Source organism: Streptomyces sp. MNU76 (assembly GCF_020982545.1).
Classification (GTDB): domain Bacteria; phylum Actinomycetota; class Actinomycetes; order Streptomycetales; family Streptomycetaceae; genus Streptomyces.
Genome location: NZ_JAJKLK010000031.1, coordinates 138,954 through 163,107 on the forward strand (window position 1 = coordinate 138,954; position 24,154 = coordinate 163,107).

General features: G+C 72.6%; 20 protein-coding genes and 2 pseudogenes. 7 read left to right on the plus strand and 15 right to left on the minus strand.

The window, feature by feature from the left end:
- Nucleotides 1–34: 34 nt before the first annotated feature.
- On the minus strand, nucleotides 35–490 hold the full coding sequence (locus tag E4N62_RS46155; protein WP_230224381.1) for an Lrp/AsnC family transcriptional regulator: 456 nt from the start codon (nucleotides 488–490) through the stop codon (nucleotides 35–37).
- A gap of 131 nt (nucleotides 491–621) precedes the next feature.
- Between E4N62_RS46155 and E4N62_RS46160 the strand changes: the two genes are divergently transcribed.
- Both E4N62_RS46160 and E4N62_RS46165 read left to right on the plus strand, forming a co-directional pair.
- Nucleotides 622–1,107, plus strand: a complete 486-nt coding sequence (locus E4N62_RS46160) for a rhodanese-like domain-containing protein (RefSeq protein WP_230224383.1) — start codon at nucleotides 622–624, stop codon at nucleotides 1,105–1,107.
- Nucleotides 1,108–1,256: 149 nt separating this feature from the next.
- Nucleotides 1,257–1,787 (plus strand): immunity 21 family protein, encoded by a 531-nt coding sequence (locus E4N62_RS46165; protein ID WP_230224385.1) that lies wholly within the window; start codon nucleotides 1,257–1,259, stop codon nucleotides 1,785–1,787.
- Nucleotides 1,788–1,849: 62 nt separating this feature from the next.
- Here the strand turns inward: E4N62_RS46165 and E4N62_RS46170 are convergent, their stop codons facing one another.
- Together E4N62_RS46170 and E4N62_RS46175 are read right to left on the minus strand one after the other, a co-directional pair.
- Nucleotides 1,850–3,541: a DUF885 domain-containing protein gene (locus tag E4N62_RS46170; RefSeq protein ID WP_184896782.1), complete on the minus strand. Its 1,692-nt coding sequence runs from the start codon at nucleotides 3,539–3,541 to the stop codon at nucleotides 1,850–1,852.
- A gap of 139 nt (nucleotides 3,542–3,680) precedes the next feature.
- The gene (locus E4N62_RS46175; protein ID WP_230224387.1) at nucleotides 3,681–4,172 is read right to left on the minus strand and encodes an Lrp/AsnC family transcriptional regulator; all 492 of its coding nucleotides are present in this window, start codon (nucleotides 4,170–4,172) and stop codon (nucleotides 3,681–3,683) included.
- Nucleotides 4,173–4,232: 60 nt separating this feature from the next.
- Here E4N62_RS46175 and E4N62_RS46180 point away from each other — a divergent pair, with 60 nt between their 5' ends.
- Entirely contained in the window at nucleotides 4,233–5,459 is a 1,227-nt protein-coding gene (locus tag E4N62_RS46180) for a PLP-dependent aspartate aminotransferase family protein (protein WP_230224389.1), read from the plus strand.
- Nucleotides 5,460–5,679: 220 nt separating this feature from the next.
- Here E4N62_RS46180 and E4N62_RS46185 read toward each other — a convergent pair whose 3' ends face one another.
- The 3 genes and pseudogenes from E4N62_RS46185 to E4N62_RS46195 form a co-directional block, all read right to left on the minus strand.
- A complete protein-coding gene (locus tag E4N62_RS46185; RefSeq protein WP_374117278.1) occupies nucleotides 5,680–6,981 on the minus strand; it encodes a GNAT family N-acetyltransferase in 1,302 nt (433 codons plus the stop codon).
- Between the two features lie 329 nt (nucleotides 6,982–7,310).
- A complete protein-coding gene (locus E4N62_RS46190; protein WP_230224393.1) occupies nucleotides 7,311–8,906 on the minus strand; it encodes an alkaline phosphatase in 1,596 nt (531 codons plus the stop codon).
- A 428-nt stretch (nucleotides 8,907–9,334) separates the two neighbouring features.
- Nucleotides 9,335–10,745 (minus strand): annotated as a pseudogene (locus E4N62_RS46195) (PLP-dependent aminotransferase family protein); the annotation flags it as partial.
- A 47-nt stretch (nucleotides 10,746–10,792) separates the two neighbouring features.
- On the opposite strand from E4N62_RS46195, the pseudogene E4N62_RS46200 reads away from it, so the two are divergent.
- Nucleotides 10,793–11,662: pseudogene (locus E4N62_RS46200) on the plus strand (DMT family transporter); the annotation flags it as partial.
- Nucleotides 11,663–11,725: 63 nt separating this feature from the next.
- Here the strand turns inward: E4N62_RS46200 and E4N62_RS46205 are convergent.
- Nucleotides 11,726–12,559 (minus strand): alpha/beta fold hydrolase, encoded by an 834-nt coding sequence (locus E4N62_RS46205; protein ID WP_230224395.1) that lies wholly within the window; start codon nucleotides 12,557–12,559, stop codon nucleotides 11,726–11,728.
- Between the two features lie 160 nt (nucleotides 12,560–12,719).
- On the opposite strand from E4N62_RS46205, the gene sigJ reads away from it, so the two are divergent.
- A complete protein-coding gene (gene sigJ, locus E4N62_RS46210) occupies nucleotides 12,720–13,616 on the plus strand; it encodes an RNA polymerase sigma factor SigJ (protein ID WP_230224397.1) in 897 nt (298 codons plus the stop codon).
- 163 nt (nucleotides 13,617–13,779) lie between these two features.
- Nucleotides 13,780–14,541, plus strand: a complete 762-nt coding sequence (locus E4N62_RS46215) for a GntR family transcriptional regulator (RefSeq protein ID WP_230224399.1) — start codon at nucleotides 13,780–13,782, stop codon at nucleotides 14,539–14,541.
- Between the two features lie 107 nt (nucleotides 14,542–14,648).
- Here the strand turns inward: E4N62_RS46215 and E4N62_RS46220 are convergent, their stop codons facing one another.
- A complete protein-coding gene (locus E4N62_RS46220) occupies nucleotides 14,649–15,806 on the minus strand; it encodes an ROK family transcriptional regulator (RefSeq protein WP_230224401.1) in 1,158 nt (385 codons plus the stop codon).
- 222 nt (nucleotides 15,807–16,028) lie between these two features.
- On the opposite strand from E4N62_RS46220, the gene E4N62_RS46225 reads away from it, so the two are divergent.
- On the plus strand, nucleotides 16,029–16,469 hold the full coding sequence (locus tag E4N62_RS46225) for a hypothetical protein (RefSeq protein WP_230224402.1): 441 nt from the start codon (nucleotides 16,029–16,031) through the stop codon (nucleotides 16,467–16,469).
- 13 nt (nucleotides 16,470–16,482) lie between these two features.
- Here the strand turns inward: E4N62_RS46225 and mug are convergent, their stop codons facing one another.
- From mug to E4N62_RS46260, 7 genes are all read right to left on the minus strand, one after another.
- On the minus strand, nucleotides 16,483–16,980 hold the full coding sequence (mug, locus tag E4N62_RS46230; protein ID WP_230224404.1) for a G/U mismatch-specific DNA glycosylase: 498 nt from the start codon (nucleotides 16,978–16,980) through the stop codon (nucleotides 16,483–16,485).
- Between the two features lie 44 nt (nucleotides 16,981–17,024).
- Nucleotides 17,025–18,467 (minus strand): adenylosuccinate lyase, encoded by a 1,443-nt coding sequence (gene purB, locus E4N62_RS46235; RefSeq protein WP_230224405.1) that lies wholly within the window; start codon nucleotides 18,465–18,467, stop codon nucleotides 17,025–17,027.
- A gap of 120 nt (nucleotides 18,468–18,587) precedes the next feature.
- Entirely contained in the window at nucleotides 18,588–20,225 is a 1,638-nt protein-coding gene (locus tag E4N62_RS46240) for an FAD-dependent monooxygenase (protein WP_230224407.1), read from the minus strand.
- A gap of 110 nt (nucleotides 20,226–20,335) precedes the next feature.
- Entirely contained in the window at nucleotides 20,336–21,178 is an 843-nt protein-coding gene (staMB, locus tag E4N62_RS46245) for a 3'-O-demethyl-staurosporine methyltransferase StaMB (RefSeq protein ID WP_230224408.1), read from the minus strand.
- 132 nt (nucleotides 21,179–21,310) lie between these two features.
- Nucleotides 21,311–21,931: a dTDP-4-dehydrorhamnose 3,5-epimerase family protein gene (locus E4N62_RS46250; protein ID WP_230224409.1), complete on the minus strand. Its 621-nt coding sequence runs from the start codon at nucleotides 21,929–21,931 to the stop codon at nucleotides 21,311–21,313.
- 55 nt (nucleotides 21,932–21,986) lie between these two features.
- Entirely contained in the window at nucleotides 21,987–23,096 is a 1,110-nt protein-coding gene (locus E4N62_RS46255) for a DegT/DnrJ/EryC1/StrS aminotransferase family protein (RefSeq protein WP_230224410.1), read from the minus strand.
- 70 nt (nucleotides 23,097–23,166) lie between these two features.
- Nucleotides 23,167–24,153 (minus strand): NAD(P)-dependent oxidoreductase, encoded by a 987-nt coding sequence (locus E4N62_RS46260; protein ID WP_230224411.1) that lies wholly within the window; start codon nucleotides 24,151–24,153, stop codon nucleotides 23,167–23,169.
- Nucleotide 24,154: the final 1 nt, after the last annotated feature.

Genomic DNA, 24,154 nt, shown 5'->3' on the forward strand with positions numbered 1-24,154 from the left:
GCGGCAGCGAGGTCGGTGGCGCCGCGAAGCGAGGTCACCGACCCAGCGGGCGGCGGGGCAGCGGTGAGGAGTAGACGACGCTCGTCGTCACCGACCCGAGTGCGCCGATCTTGCCCGACACCTCCTCCAGGTGGCGCATCGAACGGGCCGCGACCTTGATCACGAAGCAGTCGTCGCCCGTGACGTGGTGCGCCTCCAGGATCTCGGGCGTGACGGCCACCAGATCGTGGAACGGCTTGTAGTTCCCCGTCGGGTAGCGCAGGCGGACGAACGCAAGGATCGGCAGCCCCAGCCGCTCCGGGTCCACGACGGCCGCGTAGCCCTGGATCACACCCGCCTCCTCCAGGCGCCGCACCCGCTCGGTCACGGCGCTCGCCGACATCGACACGGCACGGGCGAGCTCGGCGAAGCTGGCCCGGCCCTCGCGCTGGAGGACCTCCAGGATGCGCCAGTCGGTGGCATCGGGCAGATACGGGGAGCTCGCGGGCATCCCCGATGAATAGCAGGGGAATCCCCGGCCGAACAAGGTCAGAGCCGTGGATCGCCCCTTCAGGGACAGTGATCGTCCGCCGTAGATTTCCGGTGAGGGGAACAAGGGCTTCCCCGAGGGAAGGCCAGCTCATGACCATCGCCACCGCGTCCGCCGCCAACGCCGTCCTGCGGGTCGCCCCCGCCGCCCCGGCCGAGGCCGCCGCGTACTTCCGGGCCAGTCTCGTCTTCCACGCCGACGTCTCCGACGTGGCCGCCGCGCTCGCCGCCGACGGCGACCCCGGCTTCGTGGTCCTCGACTCCCGCTCCACCGCGTCCTGGGACCAGGGCCACGTCCCGGGCGCGGTCCACCTCCCCACCGCTCTCATCCCCGAACAGGCCGAGCGGCTGCTCGACAAGTCCGTGCCCGTCGTCGCCTATTGCTGGGGCCCCGGCTGCAACGGCGCGACCCGCGCCGCCCTCGCCCTCGCCGAACTCGGCTTCCAGGTCAAGGAGATGCTCGGCGGGTTCGAGTACTGGGCGCGCGAGGGCCTCGCGTACGAGACCTGGGAGGGCGAGGGGCGACGCACGGCGGACCCGCTCACCGCGCCCGTGGACGCCGAGGACTGCGGCTGCTGACCCGGGGCTGCCGTCCGGTCGGTCGCCGGGTTCTTCACGCTCACCGGCACGCCCTCGCCGACCGTGACCGCGACCCGTTGCTGACAGTTTGTCAAGAGGTGGTCAGGGGTGGCGAGTTCGCATCGACGCCCGCCGTGTAGCTTCTGGGCATGGCTGGATACGCGGACGCGGCGGTGGTACCCGATGTGGTGCGGTGGGTGGAGTCGAGCGGAGGACCGCTCATCGCGATACCTGAGGCGGTGCTGCCGTTCTGGGCGGGCGCCGACGGTGACGAGACGTCCTCGGACTACGACCGGGTCTGCGAGGTCGACGGAGACGTCGGCCTGCTCCCCGTCGGCGACACCCGCGCCCTGGTCCTCGGCGACGAACCCGCGTCCACCGCGTATCTGCCCGAGCACGGCACCTTCGTCCGCTGGTACGCGGCCGACTCCGAGACCGAACTCCTCTCGGGCGTTCCGGCGGCCCTCGACAGCGCGGTCTGGGGGCCGGAGCTGAGCTGGCGGGTGCCGGGTCCGGTCGTCCTCCTGGACGCCGTCTGGCCCGGCAGGTCGCTGCCGGAGACCGACCACGCACGGGTGGAACTGGCTCCCGGCCACTACGGGGTCAGCGCCGCCCGGGTCTCGACGGGCCCGGAGACCTGGCTGGGCCTGGTCAGGGTGAGATCCCAGGCCGACGTCTGAGGGAACCGGCGTGACGGCCGGGCCCCGCCGTGGTGGGCGGCGGTGGGCCCGGCCGGACCGGATCACAGCCGGGACAGCTCGTCCACCAGGTCGTCCAGGCCCAGCGAACCCTGGGACAGCGCGGCCATGTGCCAGGACTTGGCGTCGAAGGCCTCGCCGTGGCGCCGCCTGGCGTTCTCCCGGCCCAGCAGCCAGGCCCGCTCGCCGAGCTTGTAGCCGATGGCCTGCCCCGGCATCGTCAGGTAGCGCGTCAGCTCGCTCTCCACGAAGTCCGCCGGCCGGCTGCTGTGGGCGCCGAAGAACTCCTGGGCCAGATCCACGGTCCAGCGCTCGCCCGGGTGGAAGGGCGAGTCCGCCGGGATCTCCAGCTCCAGGTGCATACCGATGTCGACGATCACCCGGGCCGCGCGCATCATCTGCGCGTCCAGATAGCCGAGCCGCTCCTCCGCGTCCTTGAGGAAGCCCAGTTCGTCCATGAGCCGCTCCGCGTACAGGGCCCAGCCCTCGGCGTTGGCGCTCACCCCGCCGATCGTGGCCTGGTAGCGGGACAGGTCGTCCTTGACGTACACCCACTGCGCGAGCTGGAGATGGTGACCGGGAACGCCCTCGTGGTACCAGGTGGAGACCAGGTCGTACACCGGGAAGCGGGTCGCCCCCATCGTCGGCAGCCAGGTGCGGCCCGGGCGGGAGAAGTCCTCGGTCGGGGCCGAGTAGTAGGGGGCCGCCGCGCCACCGGGCGGGGCGATGCAGGACTCGACCTTGCGCACCGGCTCGGCGAGGTCGAAGTGGGTGCCGTCCAGCGCCTCGATCGCCTCGTCCATCAACGACTGCAGCCAGGTGCGCACCTCGTCGACGCCCTCGATGTGCCGCCCGTGCTCGTCCAGGTGCGCGAGCGCCACCCAGGGCGTCTCGGCGCCGGGCAGGATCTTCGCGGCCTCCTCCTTCATCTCGCCGAGGAGACGGTGGAACTCGGCCCAGCCGTACGCGTACGCCTCGTCGAGGTCCAGGTCCGAACCCGTGAAGTAGCGGACCAGCCTGCCGTAGCGCTCCCGGCCGACCGTGTCCGGCGCCCCCTCCACCGCAGGGGCGTACACGTCGCGCATCCAGTCGCGCAGCTCCACCACGGCCCGGGTCGCCCCGCGCGCGGCCTCGTCCAGCTCGGCACGCAGTGACTCGGGCCCGGCCGCCGCGAAGTCCTCGAACCAGCCGCGCCCCGAACCGTCCGTGTCCGCCCACTCGGTGAGCTGGCCGATGAAGGTCGCGGTCGGGCGGGGACCCGCGTACAGCTTCCGCTCCAGGCCGAGTGCCAGGGACTCGCGATAGCCGGCGTAGGCCGTCGGCACCGCGCGCAGCCGCTCCGCGATCGCCGCCCAGTCCTCCTCGGTCTCCGCCGGGGTGATCGTGAACACCTCACGCACCTCGTGCGGGGGCGTGACCATATTGCCGACGGCGCGCAGCCCTTCCTCGGCCTCGTGCACGGCCAGCTCCGCCGTCAGCCGCTCGCGCAGCAGGCGCGCGCACCGGCGCTCGACGTCACTGTCCGCGCCCGGTCGCCGCTCCGCCTCGTCGAGGCGCGCGAGCGTCGTCCGGATCAGCTCCGCGCGGGCCTCCTGACCGGCCGGCGAGGTGTCCGGCAACTTGCCGGAACTCTCCTTCACACCCAGGTACGTACCGGTCACGGGGTCGAGGGCGATGAGGTCGTCGACGTACGCGTCGGCGACCTCACGGGGCAGGGGGCTCTTGGTGTCAGACATGCCGACAATCTTGGTACGGCCACGGGATCGGCGTCAGCTGCTCAACCCGCGCTTGAGCCTTACGTCGGCTGGATTCCGCTCAGGGCGTGATGCGGGTGACGCGTGTGAGGTGCTCCGGGGGCGGACGGTGTTCGCCGGCTCAGGGTGCGGGCCGGTCCGTGTCCGGAGGCAGCAGGGGCCCGCACTCCCACTGCTGGAAGATCAACCGGGTCTCCACCCGCGCCACCTCGCGCTGCGACGTGAACTCGTCGAGGACCAGGCGCTGCAGATCCGCCATGTCCGCGACCGCGACGTGCACGAGATAGTCGTCCGGCCCGGTGAGGTGATACACGGTCCGAGACTCCGGCAACGCCCGGATCCGCTCCACGAACGGTCCCACCAACTCCCGCCGGTGCGGCCTGACCTGCACCGACAGCAATGCCTCCAGCCCCCGCCCCAGCTTGGCCGGATCCAGTCGCAGCTGATGGCCGAGGATCACGCCCGCACGGCGCAGCCGTGTCACCCGGTCCAGACAGGTGGACGGCGCCACCCCGACCTGCGCCGCGAGGTCCCGGTACGTCGCCCGGGCGTCGTTCTGCAACAGCCGCAGCAGATGGAGGTCCACCGGATCGAGTACGACGGAATCGGCCATTGTTCGAACGTAACACGGTGCTCGCACCCCGGGACCCGGCCGATGTTCACTCTGACCTCCATGAACTCTGCGAGCACGCACGCGTACGACCCCGCACGCACCACGCCGAGAGCACTGGCCACCGAGGCCGTGCACGCCGGCCGCGACGACCTCGCGCGCCAGGGCCTGCACGCCCCGCCGATCGACCTGTCGACCACCTACCCCTCGTACGACAGCCGCGGTGAGGCCGCCCGCATCGACGCCTTCGCCGGTGACGGCGCCCAGCCGGAGGGCCCGCCGATCTACGGACGGCTCGGCAACCCGACGGTCGCCCGCTTCGAGACCGCCCTCGCCCGCCTCGAAGGCACCGAGAGCGCGGTCGCCTTCGCCAGCGGCATGGCCGCCCTCAGCGCCGTCCTCCTCGTCCGCGCCTCGATGGGCCTGCGCCACGTCGTCGCCGTTCGCCCCCTGTACGGCTGCAGCGACCATCTCCTCACCGCCGGGCTGCTGGGCACCGAGGTCACCTGGGTCGACCCGGCCGGCGTCGCGGACGCACTGCGCCCCGACACGGGCCTGGTCATGGTCGAGTCCCCGGCCAACCCGACGCTCGCCGAGATCGACCTGCGGGCCCTCGCGCACGCCTGCGGCTCGGTCCCGCTCCTCGCGGACAACACCTTCGCCACGCCCGTCCTGCAACGCCCCGTCGAACAGGGCGCCCGGCTCGTCCTGCACAGCGCGACCAAGTACCTCGGCGGGCACGGGGACGTGATGGCCGGGGTCGTGGCCTGCGACGAGGAGTTCGCCGGACGGCTCCGTCAGGTCCGCTTCGCCACCGGCGGCGTGCTGCACCCGCTCGCCGGCTACCTCCTGCTGCGGGGCCTGTCCACGCTCCCGGTCCGCGTCCGTGCGGCGTCCGCGACCGCCGCCGAACTCGTCCGCCGCCTCGCCGCCGACCCGCGCGTCGCCCGGGTCCACTACCCGAGCATCGGCGGCGCCATGATCGCCTTCGAGGTCCATGGCGACCCGCACGAGGTCATCGCCGCCGTCCGCCTCATCACCCCGGCGGTGAGCCTCGGCAGCGTGGACACGCTCATCCAGCACCCGGCCTCGATCAGCCACCGCATAGTGGAGGAGTCGGACCGCCGCGGCGCCGGGGTGAGCGACCGTCTCCTGCGTATGTCGGTGGGCCTGGAGGACACGGACGACCTGTGGGCGGACCTGGACCACGCGTTGGGGGAGACGGCCACCGGCCTCCCGAGAGAGTGGAGCAAGGACGAGGGGCCCGCGTTCTCGACGGGGCACGCCTAGGGGTGGGCGGGCGGGGTTCCGGGCAGGCCGACGGGGCCTGAGCCGAGTCAGGTGGCGTGGGCCGATTCAGGTGGCCAGGCGGGCCCGGTGGCCGCCCCCGAACCCCAGTGCCATGCAACCACCGCCCGGCAACCGCGCCCCGTCAGGGGCGCGGGAACTGCGCGACCAGCCCCCACTCACCCGCACCCGACCCACCCGCTCGGTCACCTCACCCGCTCGGTCACCCCACCCGCCGCCGCCCCTCCACCGCTTCGGAGATCCCTGCTTCGGGGACCCCCGCCTCGGACAGCCGCGCGGTGATCACCAGCGTCCCCTCCTCGATCTGGTAGTCGAGCGGCAGCTCAAGGCCCCGCATCGCCGCGACCATCCCCGTGTTGGACGCCTGCGTCACCACGTACACGTTCTCGCAGCCCGTCTCGGCCGCCATCTCCACCAGTCGGCGGAGCAGTTCACCGCCGATGCCCCGCCGCTGCCACTCGTCCTCGACGAGCAGCGCGATCTCGGTCTCGTCGCCGTCCCAGAGAAGGTGTCCCAGCCCGACGAGGCGCCCCGAGGCCGTCTGCACGGCGAGCGTCCGCCCGAAGCGCGGGCTGAGCAGGTGCTTGAGATAGCGGTCGGCATCCCCCACGGGCCCGTGGTACCGCATGGTCAGCGTGCGTGCGGAGCACCGCTCGTGCATCGCCTTCGCCGCCCGCAGGTCGCCGACGTCGGCGCGGCGCACCATGATGTCGTTGCCCTCCGGCAGGGTCAGCACGTCCTGGCTGCGCGGGATCCGGGGCCCCAGACGCGCGTCCAGCTCCACCAGCGCCCGCGCCCGCGCGAACTCGGTCGGTGTGAACGGCAGATACGGCCGCTCCACGGTGATCACCCCGCCTTCCGGAGCCCGCAGCCGCATCACCGTGTCCTCCAGGACGCCCTCGACCGGGACACCCTTCTGGGCCCGCCCCGAGCCGGGAGCGGTGGCGGGCAGCGAGCGGATCGTGCAGCGGCCGAGCAACTGCCGCAGGGCGAGCGGGAGTTCCGCCGCGTCCAGCGCCGTGCGGGTGGCCAGACCGAGGATCCGGGTCGGCGCGTCCACCAGGTCGTGGGCGTCACCGCGCTCGATCCAGGTCCCGGTGCCGCCAGACTCCGACACGGCGTGGCCGATCTCGGTGGCGGACAGTTCCTCGTGCGCCCTGAGCAGGAACTCGTCGACCGTGCCCTCGGCCAGCGGATGCGTCTGCAGGCTCAGGATGTCGACCCTGAGTTCCGCGAGCGCCGTGCACAGCGCGGCGAGCGAACCCGGCTCGTCCTTCACCGTCGTCCGCATACGCCACATCAACGTCGCGCCCGTGACCACCGGGGCGACCGTCTCCGACGGCCCGGCCTGCCGCCCCTCGGCGAGCGGCGGCCGGGCGTCGGTATCCTTCGGCGGCGGCGCGTGGCCGTGGCGCCGTTCCCACCAGCCGCGAACTCCGGCGAGGGCGGAGTGCAGCGGGTGGTGCATGGGGCGGCCGTGGCTCGCCTGCGTCACATCGGACATGTCCTGAGTCATGTGGCCACTGTGGACGAACGGTGTTGCGTGATCACGAACGCTTTGTGACTGACCGGTAAAAGCATCGTTCCGCACCTTTTGTTGCTTTTTCTATGACTGGTGCTGTCGGAACCGATGTCAACGGTGACCGGAGAAGTCAGACCAGCGCCGCACGCACCCGCCGCGACCGGTGAAGAACCGCGGGTGGTCCTCGACACCCGCCGGGGTCACGCCCCTGCAAAGATCGCGTCACGGGAAGACGGTAGGAGCCATCACTGGCAATCGCCCCTGACCTGCGGAGACACGGCGGTCAGGGGCTCATGTCCCCATGCCGACGGCTACTGCCCGACGAGGCCCGGCCGGAGCACCTTCGTGTAGAGCACGGTCCCGTCCTGCTCCCGCAGCCGGACCGTCAACTCCCCGCTGTGGCCGTCGATGTCGACCTCGCCGAAGAACTGGTAGCCGCCCGCCGGAGAGACGTTCGCCGTGGTCGGTGCCTTGACGAAGACCCGCTCGGGGCCGAAGGTGCCGTCCAGCGCGTTCGCCGGGAAGGCACCGGCGTTCAGCGGTCCGGAGACGAACTCCCAGAACGGCTCGAAGTCGGTGAAGGCGGCCCGCGAGGGCTGGTAGTGCTGCGCCGAGGTGTAGTGCACGTCCGCCGTCAGCCACACCGTGCCGGTGATCCGCCGATGCTTGACGAACCGCAGCAACTCGGCGATCTGCAGCTCCCGCCCCAGCGGAGCGCCCGGGTCGCCCTGCGCCACGGCCTCGATGTTCGGCTTGCCGTCCCCGGTGTCGGGCACGACCAGGCCGAGCGGCATGTCGGAGGCGATCACCTTCCACACCGCGCGCGATCGCGACAGCTCCCGCTTGAGCCACTCCAACTGCTCGACGCCGAGAATGCCCACCGGGTCGGTGGTCTGCGTACCGGGCGAGTTGGCGTCGCGGTACGTCCGCATGTCCAGCACGAACACGTCCAGCAGGGGACCGTGGCGCACCACCCGGTGCACACGGCCCTCCCGGGAGCCCGGCCGCAGCGTGGAGATCGGGAAGTACTCGCCGAACGCCCGCCGCGCCCGCGCCGCCAGCACGTCCACGCTCTTCTCGGTGTACCGCGCGTCGGTGAGGATCTCGCCCGGATACCAGTTGTTGGTGACCTCGTGGTCGTCCCACTGCACGAGCGCCGGGACCTGGGCGTTGAACCGCTTGAGGTTCTCGTCCAGCAGGTTGTAGCGGAAGTTGCCCCGGAACTCGGCGAGCGTCTCCGCGACCTTCGACTTCTCCTCGGTGGTGATGTTCCGCCAGGTGCCGCCGCCGGGGAGGGCCGCCGTCGCCGCGATCGGGCCGTCGGCGTAGATGGTGTCGCCGCTGAACAGGAAGAAGTCCGGGTCCAGCGCGCCCATCGCGTCGAAGATCCGGTAGCCGCCACGGTCGGGGTTGATGCCCCAGCCCTGTCCGGCCAGGTCGCCCGACCACACGAACCGCGCCCCGGAGCGGCGTTTCAGGGACGGCGTACGGAACGTACCGGTGACCGGTTCCCCGGTGCGGCGCGGGTCGTCCGGGTCGGCGAGCAGCACGCGATAGTGGATCTGCTCGCCCGAGGGCAGCCCGCGCAGCCGTGTCGTACCGGTGAAGTCCGTCCCGGCGCCCAGCAGCGGGCCGTGCCATCTGCGCGGGTTGCGGAACGACTCGGTGGCGGACGTCTCGACGATCATCCGCGCCGGACGGTCCGACCGCACCCACACCAGCCCGGAGTGCGCGGTCACGTCCCCGGCCTGCACACCCCAGCCGGCCCTCGGCCGCCCCGAGAGGGCCAGCGCGGGCGCCGAGCCGAGCGCGACGGAACCGGGCAGCGCCAGCGCCGCCGACGCGGCGAGCGAGCCGCGCAGCACGCTGCGGCGACCGGGCAGGGAACTCGGCGGACGGTGTGACATGAATGCGCCTCCAGCGACGGATCCGGCCAATGTGCACAGCCACAACTACGCGCACGCCGCAGCGCACACGGAAACGACAAGTGAACAACTGCGCGGGCTGAGGGGGGAAGCCGACACCGCGTGCCGCTCGGGGGTACCTGCACGTTGCCGGGTGCGGGTCCGGTGGGGGCTTCTCGCGCAGTTCCCCGCGCCCCTCAAGAAGCAGGGGCTGCGCCCCGTGCTTTTTGACGAAGGGCCGAAGGCTCCTTCAGGGGCGCGGGGAACTGCGCGACCAGCCCCCACCGGACGGACGCCTGGGGGTCGAAGGGGCGCAGCCCCTGGGTGGGGCACCTCCCGCCTCGAGCGAAGCCGAGAGTGGGGAGGCAAGGGTAGGGGCGGCGGGGGCGAGAACCCCATGGAGTCACCCCACCACGGCCGCCAACACCCGCACCCTCCCGAATCCGCCCGGGAGACAGATGCGCGTACCCCAGAACCAACCGCACCCGCCCATCCGGCACCCGCCCGTACTCCGCCAAGCCCCGCACCCCACCCCACCCGCCCGGGCCCGCTCCAGAAACCCTCGACCGCCCTGTACCGCTCCGGCAGCGCCACGATGACATGCAGCCCGGCGGCGATCCCGGACACCTCCGCCCCCGGAAAGTGCTCGGCGAGCGCCGCAACCAGCACGTCCCGCCGCTCCCGGTACGCCCGCTGACACCGCCGCAGCTGCCGGTCGTAGTCCCCCCGCTCCACGAACCGCGCGAACAGCGCCTGGTCGATGGTGGGATGCCCGAGATCCATGGTCCGCTTGCGCTCGACGACCTCCTCCGCCAGCCACGTCGGCACGAGCAGCCAGCCGAGCCGCAGCCCCGGCGCGAGGGACTTGCTCACGGACCCCGTGTAGGCGACCCGGTCGGGGTCGAGGCCCTGCAGTGCCCCCACGGGGGCGCGGTCGTAGCGGAAGTCCCCGTCGTAGTCGTCCTCGACGACCAGCCCGTCCACCGCCCGCGCCCAGTCGAGCAGTTCGCCCCGCCGCCGCGCGGAGTACGCGATACCGGTCGGGAATTGGTGCGCCGGCGTCGTCACCACGGCCCGCACCCCCGCCTCCCGCAGCGGCCCGACCGCGAGCCCCTCGTCGTCCAGCGGCAGCGCCACGGTGGCGAGCCCGGTGGCCGCGTACAGCGTCCCGTGCTCGGGGCTCCCGGGGTCCTCGACGCCGACGACGCGTGTCCCGCGCGCGTGCAGCACGGCTCCGAGCAGCGTGCTGGCCTGGGCCACCCCGGAGACGACGACGATCCGCTCCGGGGCGGCGACCACGCCCCGCCGCCGGGTGAGCAGTTCGGCGAGCGCGACACGCAGCCGGGGCAGCCCGCGCGGATCCGGGTAACCCAGCTCGTGGTGCGGCAGCTCCGCGAGGACCCCACGCTGGGCCGCCGCCCACGCCGCCCGGGGGAACAGCGACAGGTCGGGCGTCCCGGGCACGAAGTCGGCGCGGGCGCCCGGCGGACGCGGAGCGAGGTCCCGCGCGCGGGGCGGCGCCGTCGTGCGCACGGCGGCGCCCACCCAGGTCCCGGCGCCCTGGCCACTGCGCAGGTACCCCTCCGCGACCAGCTGCTCGTACGCCTCCGTCACCAGTCCGCGCGAGACGCCGAGGTCGGCGGCCAGCTCCCGGCTCGCCGGCAGCCGCGTCCCCCGTGCGAGGCGCCCCGACCGGATCGCCTCCCTCAGCGCCGCCTGCAACGTGCGTCCACGCGCGCGTGCGGGCGCGTCCGCGACGGGCAGCAGCAACTCCCAGGCGGCGGCCCAGGGAGCGGACCCGGCGAGCGCGCCACGGCCGGAATTGGACCCCGATGACGTCATGGAAGTGGACCTTAGACCGGACCGCCGGGCTCCCTAGCGTCACGCCCATGAAGCCCACGCCCACCGCCCCGTCAACCACCCGGCCCCCTTCCGCGATCACCGGATCCCTCCTCGCCGCCCTTGCCTGCGTGCTCGTCGGCGGTTCGTTCACCGCCAACAGCGTCCTCGGCGACTACCCGTACGCGGGCGGCCAGTTCCTCCGCTACGGCCTCGCCTGTCTCCTGCTGCTCCCGCTGCTCGGCCGGGGCGGCACGGCACCCCTGCGCCGGCTCACCGCACGGCAGTGGGCACGGCTGGGGCTGCTCGCGGCGGTCGGCATGGTCGGCTTCAACATCGCCGTGCTCGCGGCCGAACGCTCGGCGGAACCGGCGGTACCGGGGGTCTTCGTGGGCTGTGCCCCGGTGGCCGTGGCGGTCCTCGTCCCGTTGACGGAGGGCCGCCGCCCCCGGCGGACGGTCCTGCACGGGGCGCTGCTGGTGGCGGCCGGCGCGTTCGCCGTCCAGGGCTGGGGCCGTACGGACGGAGTCGGCATCGGCTTCTCGTTGTGCGCGCTGGCGGGCGAGATCGGCTTCGCGGTGCTGGCGGTGCCGGTGCTGCGGCCGCTCGGCCCGCGGCTGCTGTCGGCGACCGTGTGCGCGGTGGCCGCGATCGAGTCGGCCGTCGTCGGCCTGGCCGTCGACGGCGGCGCGTGGCTGCGGCGCCCGGACGGTACGGAGTCCGCCGCGCTGCTGTGGCAGGCGGCGGTCGTCACGGTCGTCGGGTTCGTGTGCTGGTACATGGGCGTGCAGCGCATCGGCACCGAGCGCGCCACCCTCTTCTCCGGCCTCATCCCGGTGGCCGCCGCCTGCACGGCCCCCCTCGTCGGCACGGGCTCCTACGGTGCCGCGCAGGCCGTAGGCAGCGTGCTGGTGGGCGCCGGGGTCGCCCTGGGGTCCGGGGCGTCGACCCGCCGCCGGGCGGCGGGCCGACGGCCGGCCCGGTCAGCGGCTGCCGTCGAGGATGACGCGGGCGACCAGGGCGGGGTCGTCGTTCATCGGGCAGTGGCCGCAACCGGGCAGCCGCACCAGCCGGGCGCCCGGGATGACCCGCTTGGCGCGGACGCCCTGGCGGCGGACGAGCAACCAGTCCCGGGTGCCCCAGGCCACGGTGACGGGCAGACCGGGGACGTCGTCGGTGAACAGGACGCTGCCACCGGCCCGGAGGGTCTCGTCGAACCCGGTGGCCCCCGCCAGGGCGAGCGTCTCGGCGACCACCGCCTCGGGTGAACGGCGGCCCGGGCGGGCGTAGATGGTGCTCGTCAGGGCGGTGCGGCCGGCCGCCGACCGGGACAGCCGCTCGACCAGCGGGAGCGGCAGGCGCCGTGAGATGTGCCGCATGGTGAGCAGGACGCCGAACGCGTAACGCCGCTCGGTCTCGTTCCAGAACCCGGCCGGGGACAGGGCCGTGACGGACCGTACGAGCTTCTCGCGGCCCAGTTCCAGGGCGAGCAGACCGCCCAGGGAGTTGCCCGCCACATGGGGCCGGTCCAGGTCCAGCGCTTCGCAGAAGGCGCCGAAGACGGCGGTCGTCGTGGGCAGGTCGTAGGAGAGACCGTCCGGCAGCGCGGGGGAGGCGCCGAAGCCGGGCAGGTCGACGGTGATGACCTCGCGCTCGGCCGCCAGGATGTGCGTCACCGGGTCCCAGGCCTGCCGGTGGTGGCCGATGCCGTGCAGCAGGAGCAGCGGCTCACCGGTGCCCTCGCGGGTGTAGGAGACCGTCACGGGCCGTGGGCCGAGCGGGGAGGGGACCTGGAAGGAGACCGTGGCGGCGGACATGGTGCAGCTCCTCGTGTGGGCGGACGGACGGGCCGGCGTGCGGCGGTCGTAGACAGCTTGTCAGCAACTGCTACCGGCGGGTAGTCCCCGGCGGTAACCAGCCGCGCGCTTCACGGGAATCGCCTGGACACGGCCCCGCCCCTCGGGTTGGGATGGAACGGTGACCACCGACATCGCGATCGACGTCTTCGAAGAGCACCGTTCCGTCCTGATGGGAGTCGCCTACCGGATGCTCGGCCGGGTCGCCGACGCCGAGGACGTGGTCCAGGAGACCTGGCTGCGCTGGTCCGGCGCCGACCGCTCCGACGTGTGCGAACCGCGTGGCTACCTGGTCCGGATCACCACCCGGCTCGCCATCGACCGGCTGCGCCAGGTGCAGTCGCGCAACGAGGCGTACCCCGGCCCCTGGCTCCCGGAGCCCTACGTCACCGACTACGCGGCCACCGTCCCGGACACCGCAGAGCGGGCCGTCCTCGCCGACACCGTCTCCCTCGCGCTGCTGGTCGTCATGGAGTCCCTCTCGCCCCTGGAACGCGCCGTGTTCGTGCTCCGGGAGGCCTTCGGCTACCCGTACGCCGACATCGCGGCCATGATCGACCGCGCCGAGCCGGCCGTGCGCCGGCTCGCCGGGCGGGCCCGCCGGCACGTCGACGAGCGGCGCCCGCGCTACGAGGTCGACCCCGGCGAACGGCGCGCGCTGACGGAGGAGTTCCTCGCCGCCGCGGAGGACGGCGACCTCGACGGACTCATGGCGCTGCTGGCCCCCGACGTCCGCCTGGTGGGCGACGGCGACGGCGGCGGCATCGGCAAGGCCCCCGTGCGGGTCCTCGAAACCGCCGACAGGGTGGGCCGGTTCGTGCACGGCGCGGCCGGCAAGGGCCTGCTGGAAGCCTCGTTGCGGTTCATGGAGATCAACGGCGGTTTCGCCGTGGTCCTCGTCTCCGGCGGCGAGGTCGACAGCGTCTTCCAACTCGACGCCGCCGACGGGCTCGTCCAGTGCGTCTACATCGTGCGCAACCCGGAGAAGCTGCTCTCCGTGGCGGCCGTGAAGCCTTGATGAACGCTGTCGGACGGTCCGGCCTGTCGGATGCCCGAGGGTTCGATGATTGGTCTTGACCAAGGGTGGGGGCAGGCCTATGGTCGCAAGAAAGTGCAACAACCTTTAATAAACAAGGGCGCTAAAAACGCCGCCGGGCCACGGCGAAGCAGCGGAGGACAGGGTGGGGACCCAGCAGCTGGAATCGGTGCCGGAACCGAAGTACTGGCATCTGAAGACCGTGCTCAGTGAGGCATTGGACTCCGAGTTCTCGGTGGGGGAGATCCTGCCCAACGAACGTGACCTCGCGGCCCGCTTCGGCGTCGCCCGGGCCACCCTCCGCCAAGCGCTGGAGCAGCTCGAACTGGAGGGCCGGCTGCAGCGCCGTCGCGGCGTCGGCACCACCGTCGCGCCCCCGCGCGTGGGTGTCGCCGTCGGCACCGAGGAGCACGCGTGGCCGGGCACCGTCGGCGACGCCTGGCAGGCCGTGGACTGCTCGGCCTGCGCACCGCCCGCCGCGGTCGCCGACATCCTGGAGAGCGTCCACGGCGAGCAGGTGCACGTCGTACGCCGCTCCCGCGTGTCGCACGGTCAGCCCGTCGCCGCCGAACTGCTCTACGTCCCGGCGGACTCGGTACCCGCCCTCTCCGCCATAGACGCGCCCTCCGGCGCCGCACGCGCGCGTGCCGTCCTGCGCGAGCTGCAGCGCCTGGAGCTGGAGGGACAGGAGCGCTCGGTGGAGCTGGGCTCCGCCCGCGCGGACGACGCCAAGGAACTCGACCGGCTGCCGGGCGCGCCCGTCCTGGTCGTCACCACCCGCTTCTTCGCCGAGGGACGCACGGCGGCCGTCTCCCTGGCCACCTACCGTGCTGACACGTGCCGACTGACGTTCGGCGCCTCGGGCGGCGTCGAGATCCACCACGGGCCGGAGCGCCGCGCGTCCTGACGCCGCCGACAGCGTTGTCTCCCGCCGCGCGCCGCCACCACGCTCCACCACGACGAACCGCCGCGCCCCGGCTCCCGGGGCGCGGCGTTCTCGCGTTCGGCCGTGCTTCAGCGGCGGGCCGTCACCGTGCCCTCCACCGCGAAGAGCTGTTCCTCGACGTGGTCCAGGGCGAGCCGGAGCGCGCCCATGGCGACGGCCGCCTCGCCCAGCCGGGAGAGGGCGACGCGCGGCGGCCGCAGACAGTAGCGGGCCAGCTCGCGGTGCAGGGGGTCGAGGACGTCGTCGATGCCGGCCGCCCAGCCGCCGACGACGACCAGCTCGGGATCCAGGGCGAGGACGAGGGCCGTCACGTCGTGGACGAGCCGCTGTATGAAGCGGTCGACGGCCTCCCGGGCCCGCGGGTCGCCCTCGCGCGCGTGCTTGAAGACCTCGGCGACCGCCTGCTCGTCCAGCGGGTGCAGGGGCTCGCCCGTGGTCGACAGCAGTGCCTCGGGGGTGGCCTCCCGGCCCAACAGATGCAGCGCGCCGATCTCCCCGGCCGCGCCGCCGTACCCCCGGTGCAGCCGCCCGCCGATCAGCGAACCGGAGCCTGGGCTCAGTCCCGCCAGCACGAACACCACGTCGTCGGACTCGGTGGCGGCACCCTTCCAGTGCTCGGCGACGGCGGCCGCGTTGGCGTCGTTCTCGACCAGCACGGAGCATTTGAAGGAACGGCTCAGCCGCTCGCCCAGGTTCAGTCCCGTCCACTCCGGCAGGGCCGCGCACAGGCGTACGGCGCCGTCGGCCTCGATGACCCCCGGGCTGCCCACGCCGACCGCGCGCAGCGAACCACGCGACACACCTGACCTGCGCAGCAGCTCGGCGACGGTCGAGCGCAGCCGCTCCAGCCGGTCGTCCGCCGACGCGGACTCGGAGACCTCCTTGGACAGCGAGCCCAGCACCCGTCCGTCGAGGTCGGCGAGCAGCGCGGCCACCCGGTGCGAGCCGACGTCCAGTCCCAGCAGATGGCCGGCCTCGGCCCGGAACCGGTAGCGCCGCGCCGGGCGCCCCTGCCGCCGGGCGGCCCCCTCCTCGGCGGCCCGCTCGACCACCAGCCCGGCCTCGACCAACCCCTCCACGACGCCCTCGACCGTGGGCCGGGACAGCCCGGTGACCCTGGTGATCTCGGTCAGCGTCGCGTGATCCGTGGCCCGCAGCGCGTGCAGCACCACGGCCGAGTTGATTCTTCGAAGCAGAGAAGGATCCCCGCCGGTCAGTGGCCCCAACGCCCGTCCTCCCAGCTCGCGCCCGTGTCTGCCGGATCGTACTCGCCACGACGCACCCGGGCGAGTGTCCGCCGCCTCCGACCTGCGGGATCCCCGGCGGCCCCCGCACGACGGCCCGGCCCGGCCGCCATGACACCTGGCGCCGGAGCCCGGGCGCGGGACCCCCGGCACAGCCACCTGGCACCGTGCCAATTGTCAGTGGTGACCGCTTTACTGGACCGCATGAGCAGCATCGCCCACCACCTCGCCGTGATCGACCGGCTGTGCTCCGAGGAGTTCCCCGCGGAGCCCGGCCGGTCGGACGTCGGCACGGCCGGACCGGGGTACCACGTCGCCGAGTTACGGACGAGCGCCGACTTCTGGGAGGACGACGGCTCACGGCGCGAGGAGACCGAGGAACAGTACGAGGCGGAGCGGGACGCCCTGTCGGAGCTGCTCACCGCGCGCTGGGGCGCCCCGGCGGTGTTCAGCCTGTGGAGCGTCCTCGACCGGTCGATGGAAGGCGAGGACATACCCGAGCCATGGGCGGTGCTCAGCTCACACGTCCCCGACCTGCACCTCTGGCAGGTCGACGGACGCTGGGTCGCCCTCGGCGTCTCCCAGTGGGACAAGGAACTGCCGTTCCAACTCGTCGCGCTGATAACGGAGACGGACCCCCCGTGACCGCCCCGGCCGGTCAGCCCTCCGCCGCCACCCGCAGCCGGGCGAACTCCTCCGCCATCGTCGCCGCCGTCCAATGGGCGTTCAGGCCACTCGGGTTGGGCAGCACCCACACACGTGAGTCCCCGATCGTCCTCTCCTGCGGTCCGACGCCGGCCCTGCGGTCGCCGAAGGCGGCGCGGTACGCGGTCACCCCGACCACCGCGAGCCAACGCGGGCGCAGCCGCTGCACCTTGGCGGTCAGCAGTCGGCCGCCCTCCAGGTACTCGTCGGCCGTCAGCTCGTCGGCGCGTGCCGTGGCCCGGGCCACGACATTGGTGATGCCGAGACCGTACGACGGCAGCTCGCCCTGCTCGGACGGCTTCAGGAGCCGGGGCGTGAAGCCGGACAGGTGCAGCACGGGCCAGAAGCGGTTGCCGGGGCGGGCGAAGTGGTGGCCGGAGGCCGCCGTCATCAGCCCCGGGTTGATGCCGCAGAAAAGGACCCGGAGGCCGTCCGCGGTGACGTCCGGCACCAGCCGGTCGCGGGCGGCCTCCAGCTCGGCCTGGGTGTAGCGGGTCAGAGGATGGCTCCCGGCGTGTAGCCGGCGGCCTCCGGGCGCTGCTTGACGATCTCCTCGATCCGGCCGACGACGACGGCCACCTGGTCGGCGGCGGCGCCCGTGAAGGAGAGCTTGTCGGCCATGAGCGCGTCCAGCTGGGCCCGGTCCAGCGGAATGCGGTCGTCGGCGGCGAGCTTGTCGAGCAGTTCGTTGCGCTCGGCGCCCTGCTCGCGCATGGCCAGGGCGGAGGCGACGGCGTTCTCCTTGATGGCCTCGTGCGCGACCTCGCGGCCGACGCCCGCCCGGACGGCGCCCATCAGCACCTTGGTCGTGGCGAGGAAGGGGAGGTAGCGGTCCAGCTCACGCGCGACGACCGCCGGGAACGCGCCGAACTCGTCGAGGACGGTCAGGAAGGTCTCCAGCAGACCGTCCAGCGCGAAGAAGGCGTCCGGCAGCGCGACCCGGCGCACCACGGAGCAGGACACGTCGCCCTCGTTCCACTGGTCGCCGGCCAGCTCACCGGTCATCGAGGCGTAGCCGCGCAGGATGACCATGAGGCCGTTGACACGCTCGCAGGAGCGGGTGTTCATCTTGTGCGGCATGGCGGACGAGCCGACCTGGCCGGGCTTGAAGCCCTCGGTGACCAGCTCGTGCCCGGCCATCAGCCGGATCGTCTTGGCCAGTGAGGAGGGGGCCGCCGCCAGCTGCACCAGCGCGGTCACCACGTCGTAGTCCAGCGAGCGCGGGTAGACCTGGCCGACCGAGGTGAACGCCTGCGCGAAACCGAGGTGCCCGGCGATCCGGTCCTCCAGTTCCGCCAGCTTCGCGGCGTCCCCGCCCAGCAGGTCGAGCATGTCCTGGGCCGTGCCCACCGGGCCCTTGATGCCGCGCAGCGGGTACCGGCCGAGCAGTTCCTCGACCCGGCCGTACGCCACGAGCAGTTCGTCGGCGGCCGTCGCGAACCGCTTGCCGAGGGTGGTGGCCTGCGCGGCCACGTTGTGCGAGCGGCCGGCCATGACCAGCTCGCCGTACTCCCCGGCCAGCTTGCCGAGGCGCGCCAACACGGCCACCGTACGGTCGCGGACCAGCTCCAGGGAGAGCCTGATCTGCAGCTGCTCCACGTTCTCGGTGAGGTCGCGGGAGGTCATGCCCTTGTGCACGTGCTCGTGCCCGGCGAGGTCGTTGAACTCCTCGATCCGCGCCTTCACGTCGTGCCGCGTGACCTTCTCGCGCTCGGCGATGGAGGCCAGGTCGACGGTGTCGAGGACCCGCTCGTAGTCGGTGAGCGCCTCGTCCGGCACCTCGATGCCGAGGTCCTTCTGGGCCCGCAGCACGGCCAGCCAGAGCTGCCGCTCCAGCCTCACCTTCTGCTCGGGAGACCAGAGCGTGGCGAGCTCGGCGGAGGCGTAGCGTCCGGCGAGGACGTTCGGGATGCGGGGCTTGGCTGGCGCAGAAGTCACGTGTACGGAGTTTACCGGGCGTCCCTACAGGGTCCGCACCGTGCACGGACTGTAGGAACATACAGGTCAGAAGGGTTCGGTTCGAGCCGTCCCACCGGCGGACGGGAGTCCGCGTGGGCCTCAGCCCCGCGGCTCACGGGGCGCGGCCTCACCTCGTACCGTGTCGACCAGGGCCATGGGGTCGCCGGGCAGGTCGTCGCCGCGCCAGGCGACGTGACCATCGGGGCGGACCAGGACGAAGGAGCGTGCGTACAGCTTCGCGATCTCCGTGTCCTGTCCCTGGTGCACGGTCAGGGGTACGCCCCGCTCGGCGAACGCGCGCTCGATCGCCGGGAGGCCGTCGTGGTCCGCGAAGCGGAGCAGGACGAAGCCGTGGCCGAAGAGGTCGAGCGTGGAGGTCGTGGAGTCCCACCAGGCGTGCGCGGCACGGTACCCGGGCTCGCTGCCGGGCCGCCAGTCGGCGTCCGGCTGCCCCTGGCGGATCGGTGCGTCGGGGTCGTCGATGATCGCCGGGGAGCGGTAGCGCAGTCCGAAGTGGATCTGAGGGGCGTCGAACTCCCGACGCGCGCCGCTGTTCTCGAGTCGCCCCGCCATCACGGCGCGGGCCCGCTCGCCCTCGGGTCCGTCGAGGTGGATCTCCGGCGGGACCTCCCGTTTCATGGTGCGCCGCAGATTGTCGTGGGCCTCGTTCAGGCTCTCCTCGGCGATCGGTCGACGCTCGCTGTCGTAGGTGTCGAGGAGGTGCCGTCCCGCCCAGCCGTCCAGGGTGGCGGCGAGCTTCCAGCCGAGATCGGCGGCGTCGCCGATGCCGGTGTTGAGTCCGAAGCCGCCGGAGGGCGACAGGGTGTGCGCGGCGTCGCCGGCGAGGAAGACCCGTCCGGCCCGGTAGCGGTCGGCGACACGGTGGGTGAGATGCCATTCGCTGTCGCCGAGCAGCTCCACCGGGGTGTCGAGGGCCAGGGCGTCCTTGATCAGGGCCAGGGCGTCGGGTCGGGCGCCGGTGTCGTCGTCGGAGCCCACCACCAGGTTGTACAGGTCGCTGCCGTTCAGCGAGCGCATGGGGAAGCGCAGCGTGGACGACAGCATCAGGAAGTAGACCAGGGCGGCCCGCTCACCCAGGCGATCCTTGAGTTCGGGGGCGCGGAAGAGGACGTTGCGGAAGACCTGCGTACGGTGGCGGGCCGGTGCCTCGATGCCGCAGGCCCGGCGGATGGGCGAGGAGGCGCCGTCACAGGCGACCAGGAAGCGAGCCCGGACGGTGCCGGTGGTGCCGGTGGCGTGGTCGGTGAGGGTGGCCTCGACGTGGTCGTCGGTCTGGAGCACGCCGTCGACGGTCGTACGGAGTCGCAGGGGGCCGTCCGGGTGGGCGCCCACGGCCTCGATCAGCACCGGGTTGAGCCAGTGGGCGGGGCAGATCTGATCGGGCTCGGGGGTATGGACGAAGGCCGGGCGGTGCGCGGCCGTGCCCCGCCGGTAGCGGTAGATCTCGTGGCCGCCGACCTTGGTCACCCAGGCGATGTCCAAGGGATGGTCGGCGGGCCAGCCGGCGTTCCGGATCGTGTCCGCGGCGCCCCAGCGGCGGAAGAGTTCCATCGAGCGGGGGCCGATGGTGCTGACCTTGGGGTGCCGGACCTTGCCGTCACCGGCGTCGACGACCAGACAGTCGATGCCCCGGTACGTCAGATCCAGCGCCAGCGCCATCCCTACCGGGCCGCCGCCCACGATCAGCACATCGGTCCGCTCACCGGAATGCGTCATCTCGTTCCTGCCTCTCCTTGTGGGTCCGTGTCGCGGACGCGTGGGCTCGTGGCCCGGGGGACGGGCGCCGGGAGGGCAGGTGCCCCTGGGCCTCCCGGCGTTTCAGCGGGTCAGGGGCGCTCGGCGGTGACCAGGAGGCAACCGAAGTCATCGACGCCCGCCAGGTCGGAGGGCTTGAAGGAGTCGTCGCCGAAGTCGAAGTTGCCCTCGTCCATGGCCACGGGGCGCTCCTCGACGGCCGCGAGCCTGCCGATCTCGTCGGCGAGGCGCAGCGTGGTCTGCTCGGTGACGTCGACGATCTCGCGCAGCCGCAGCCCGGAGCGGTGCAGCAGCGCCACGTAGTCGTCGATGTCCGCCGTGGTCGACATCAGGTCGCGGCAGAACTTGTCGATGCCGGGGTGTCGTACCGCCTTGCGCGGGTGGCGCTCGAAGATGTCGGTGAGAACGATCCGGCCCCCGGGGCGCAGCACCCGGCACACCTCGGTGAACACCTGCTGCCGGTCGGGCATGTGGCAGATCGACTCCAGCGCCATCACGGCGTCGAACGAGGCGTCGGCGAAGGGCAGTTTCATCGCGTCACCATGCTGGAACACGGCACGGTCGGCGACCTCGGCCTCGGCGGCCAGCCGGTTGGCGGTCCTGATCTGCTCCTCGCTGATGCTGATGCCGGTGACCCGCGCCCCGGTGCGCGCCACGACCCTGAGGCCGGGCCCGCCCACCCCGCAGCCGAGGTCGAGGACGTGGGAAGTGGCGTACGCGTTCAGCCGTTCGATGAACACGTCGGTGAGGCGGTCCATCGCCTCCTCGATGGTGGCCTCGGAGCCCGGGGTGTCCCAGTAGCCGATGTGCACATTGGGGTTGAACGAGCCGTCGTTCATCGCGCTCAGCGTCAGCCGGTCGTACAGCTCACCGACGGCTTCCGGCACGGGCAGGGTCTGGGTGGAGTCGGTCATGGGAACGGCCTTTCGGATCGATCGACAGTGAGAACAGTGAGAAAGGGACAGTCGCCAGGAAGGGACGGTCGCCGGGGTGGTCAGGGGTGATGCGGAGCATCGGCCTCCGCCGTGCGCCGCGTCGGTGCGGGGCTACGCCACGGGCCTCGCCCGGAGGGCGAGTCCCCGCTCGATCTCCTGGCAGCGGGCGTAGTCCGGCAGCAGACCCTTCTCCTGGGCCTCGGCGAGGGTGACGGCCGCGCGGTCGCGTTCGGAGAGGATCGGTTCGAGGTCCGTGGGGATCGGCAGCCCGAGGGCCGGGTCCAGGACGGACAGGGAGAGTTCGTGCTCGGCGACATAGCTCTCGGAGAGCATGTACGACATGACGGTGTCGTCCTCCAGGGCCACGAAGGCATGGCCGACCCCGACGGGAAAATAGCCGGCCCGGTGATCCCGCTGGTCCATCAGCACCGCGTCCCAGCGGCCGAAGGTGGGCGAACCGACTCTGATGTCGACGACGATGTCCAGGGCCCGGCCCCGGGCGCAGTAGACGTACTTGGCGGTGCCGGGGGGCGCCGCCGTGTAGTGGACGCCGCGTACGACACCACGCCGGGACACGCTGTGGTTGGTCTGCGCCACGGGGAAGAGCGGGGCGCCGTGGGCCTCGGTGAACGCCGCCTCCTGGTACGGCGAGACGAACTTGCCCCTGTCGTCGGGGAAGACGCGGGGGGTGAACTCGACGGCTCCCTCGACGGTGAGCGGGCGTGCTTTCACTTCTGCTCCAGTGACTCGGCGAACGGCGGGGTACGGAAAGAGAGTTGACGGGCGGTCACAGGGTGGCGAGGACCTCGCGTACGGCCTGGATGACCTTGTCCTGGAGCTCGGGGGCGAGCGAGGGGTACATCGGCAGCGAGAAGATCTCGCCGGCCAGTGCCTCGGTGACCGGGAGCGAGCCCTTGGCGTAGCCGAGGTGGGCGAAGCCCGTCATCGTGTGGACCGGCCACGGATAGCTGATGTTGAGGTGGACGTCGTGGGCCTTGAGGCGCTCGATGATGGCGTCACGCCGGGGGTGGCGGACGACGTACACGTAGTAGACGTGCTCGTTGCCGGGGACCGTGCGCGGCAGGACGAGGTCGGTGTCGGCGAGGCCGTCGGCGTAGCGTTCGGCGACGGCGCGGCGGCCCTTGACGTAGGTGTCGAGGCGCCGGAGTTTGCGGCGGAGGATCTCGGCGTGGAGTTCGTCCAGGCGGCTGTTGTGGGCGGGGGTCTCCAGGGTGTAGTAGCGCTCGTCCATGCCGTAGTAGCGCAGGCGTCGCAGGCGTGCGGCCACGGACGCGTCGCCGGTGATCGTGGCGCCGCCGTCGCCGTACGCGCCGAGGACCTTGGTCGGGTAGAAGGAGAAGGCGGCGGCGTCACCGGTGGTGCCGGCCATGGTGTCGCCCTGCCGGGCGCCATGGGCCTGGGCGCAGTCCTCCAGGACGACCAGCCCGTGCCGGGCGGCGATCTCCTTCAGTGGCGCCATGTCGACGCACTGGCCGTACAGATGGACCGGGAGCAGACAGCGGGTGCGTTCGGTGACGGCCGCCTCGATCTGGCTCGTGTCCATGAGGAAGTCGTCCTCGCGGACGTCGACGAAGACGGGGGTGGCGCCGGTGGAGTCGATGGCGACGACGGTGGGGGCGGCGGTGTTGGACACCGTGATCACCTCGTCGCCGGGGCCGACACCGAGGGCCTGGAGACCGAGCTTGATCGCGTTCGTTCCGTTGTCGACACCCACGCAGTGGTCCACCCCGTGGTAGGCGGCGAACTCCTCCTCGAAGCCGCGCACACTCGCGCCGAGCACCAACTGGCCCGACTCGAAGACCGTTTCGACGGCGTCGAGGATGTCCGCCCGCTCGGCTCGGTACTCCGCCAGGTAGTCCCATACACGCGTGGTCATCGTCCAGCCTTTCCAGTGCTGCGGCGCACAGCCGTACGCCTGTGGTGAGTAGGGGTCGAGGGTGTCGCTGTCACCGGCTCCCGGTCCGCTCCCGGGCCAGGGCGGTGACGGTGCGGCGCACTGCCTCGGGCAGGGAGATACGGGGTTGCCAACCGGTGGCCGCCCGGAACGCGGAGGAGTCGAGGGTGACGCTGCGGAAGTCGGTCACGGGGGCGTGCGCGGGCGGTTCGACCGAGACCACGTCGACCGCGGGCCGCCCGAGGACTTCGGCCGTGGTGAGGGCGATCAGCCGGAAGACATCGCCGAGCGCGTCGCCCCGGCCGGCGCCGATCAGCCAATGGCCGCCCACGAGGGCGTCCGGGTGGTCGAGGGCGGCCGTGAACGCCGCCGCGACATCGTCGACATGGACCAGGTCGCGGCGCACGGTGCCGTCGTGCCACATGGTGAGCGTCTGCCCGTCGAGGGCCTTGCGCGCCATGGCCGACACGACGCCTCGGTCGCCGGTGCCGGACGCCGTGCTCTCGCCGAACACGGTGGGCAGGCGCAGGCCGATGCCGCGTACCCGGCCCTCGGCGGTGGCCTTGAGCAGGAGGTGTTCGGCTGTCAGTTTCTGCCGGTCGTAGGCGGTCTCGGGGCGGTCGGGTTCGCTGCCGTCGAGGGGCTCCCGGGGCGGCACCCCGACCTGCGAGGCTGCACCGGCGTACACCACCAGCGGGGGTGTGGCGTCGCCGGGCGCGGGCCGCAGTACGTCGACGAGGTCCCGCATGACGCCGACGTTGACGTGCTCGGCACCGGGGTCGGACTCCGCGGCCCGCCAGCCGCCCTCCCCCAGCAGCAGATGGATCACCGCGTCCGAACCCTGAACCGCCCCGGCCAGCGCGGCCCGGTCGGTGAGATCGGCGGTGACGACATCGGTCTCGGCCGCGCCGGGGGCGTGGGCGCAGGGCCGACGGGAGACGAGCCGGAGCCGGACGGGCCGGGACGCCAGCGCTCGGGTGACGGCCGACCCGACGAAACCCGAGGCACCGAGCACGGTGATCAGCGGTGTGTACCCCATG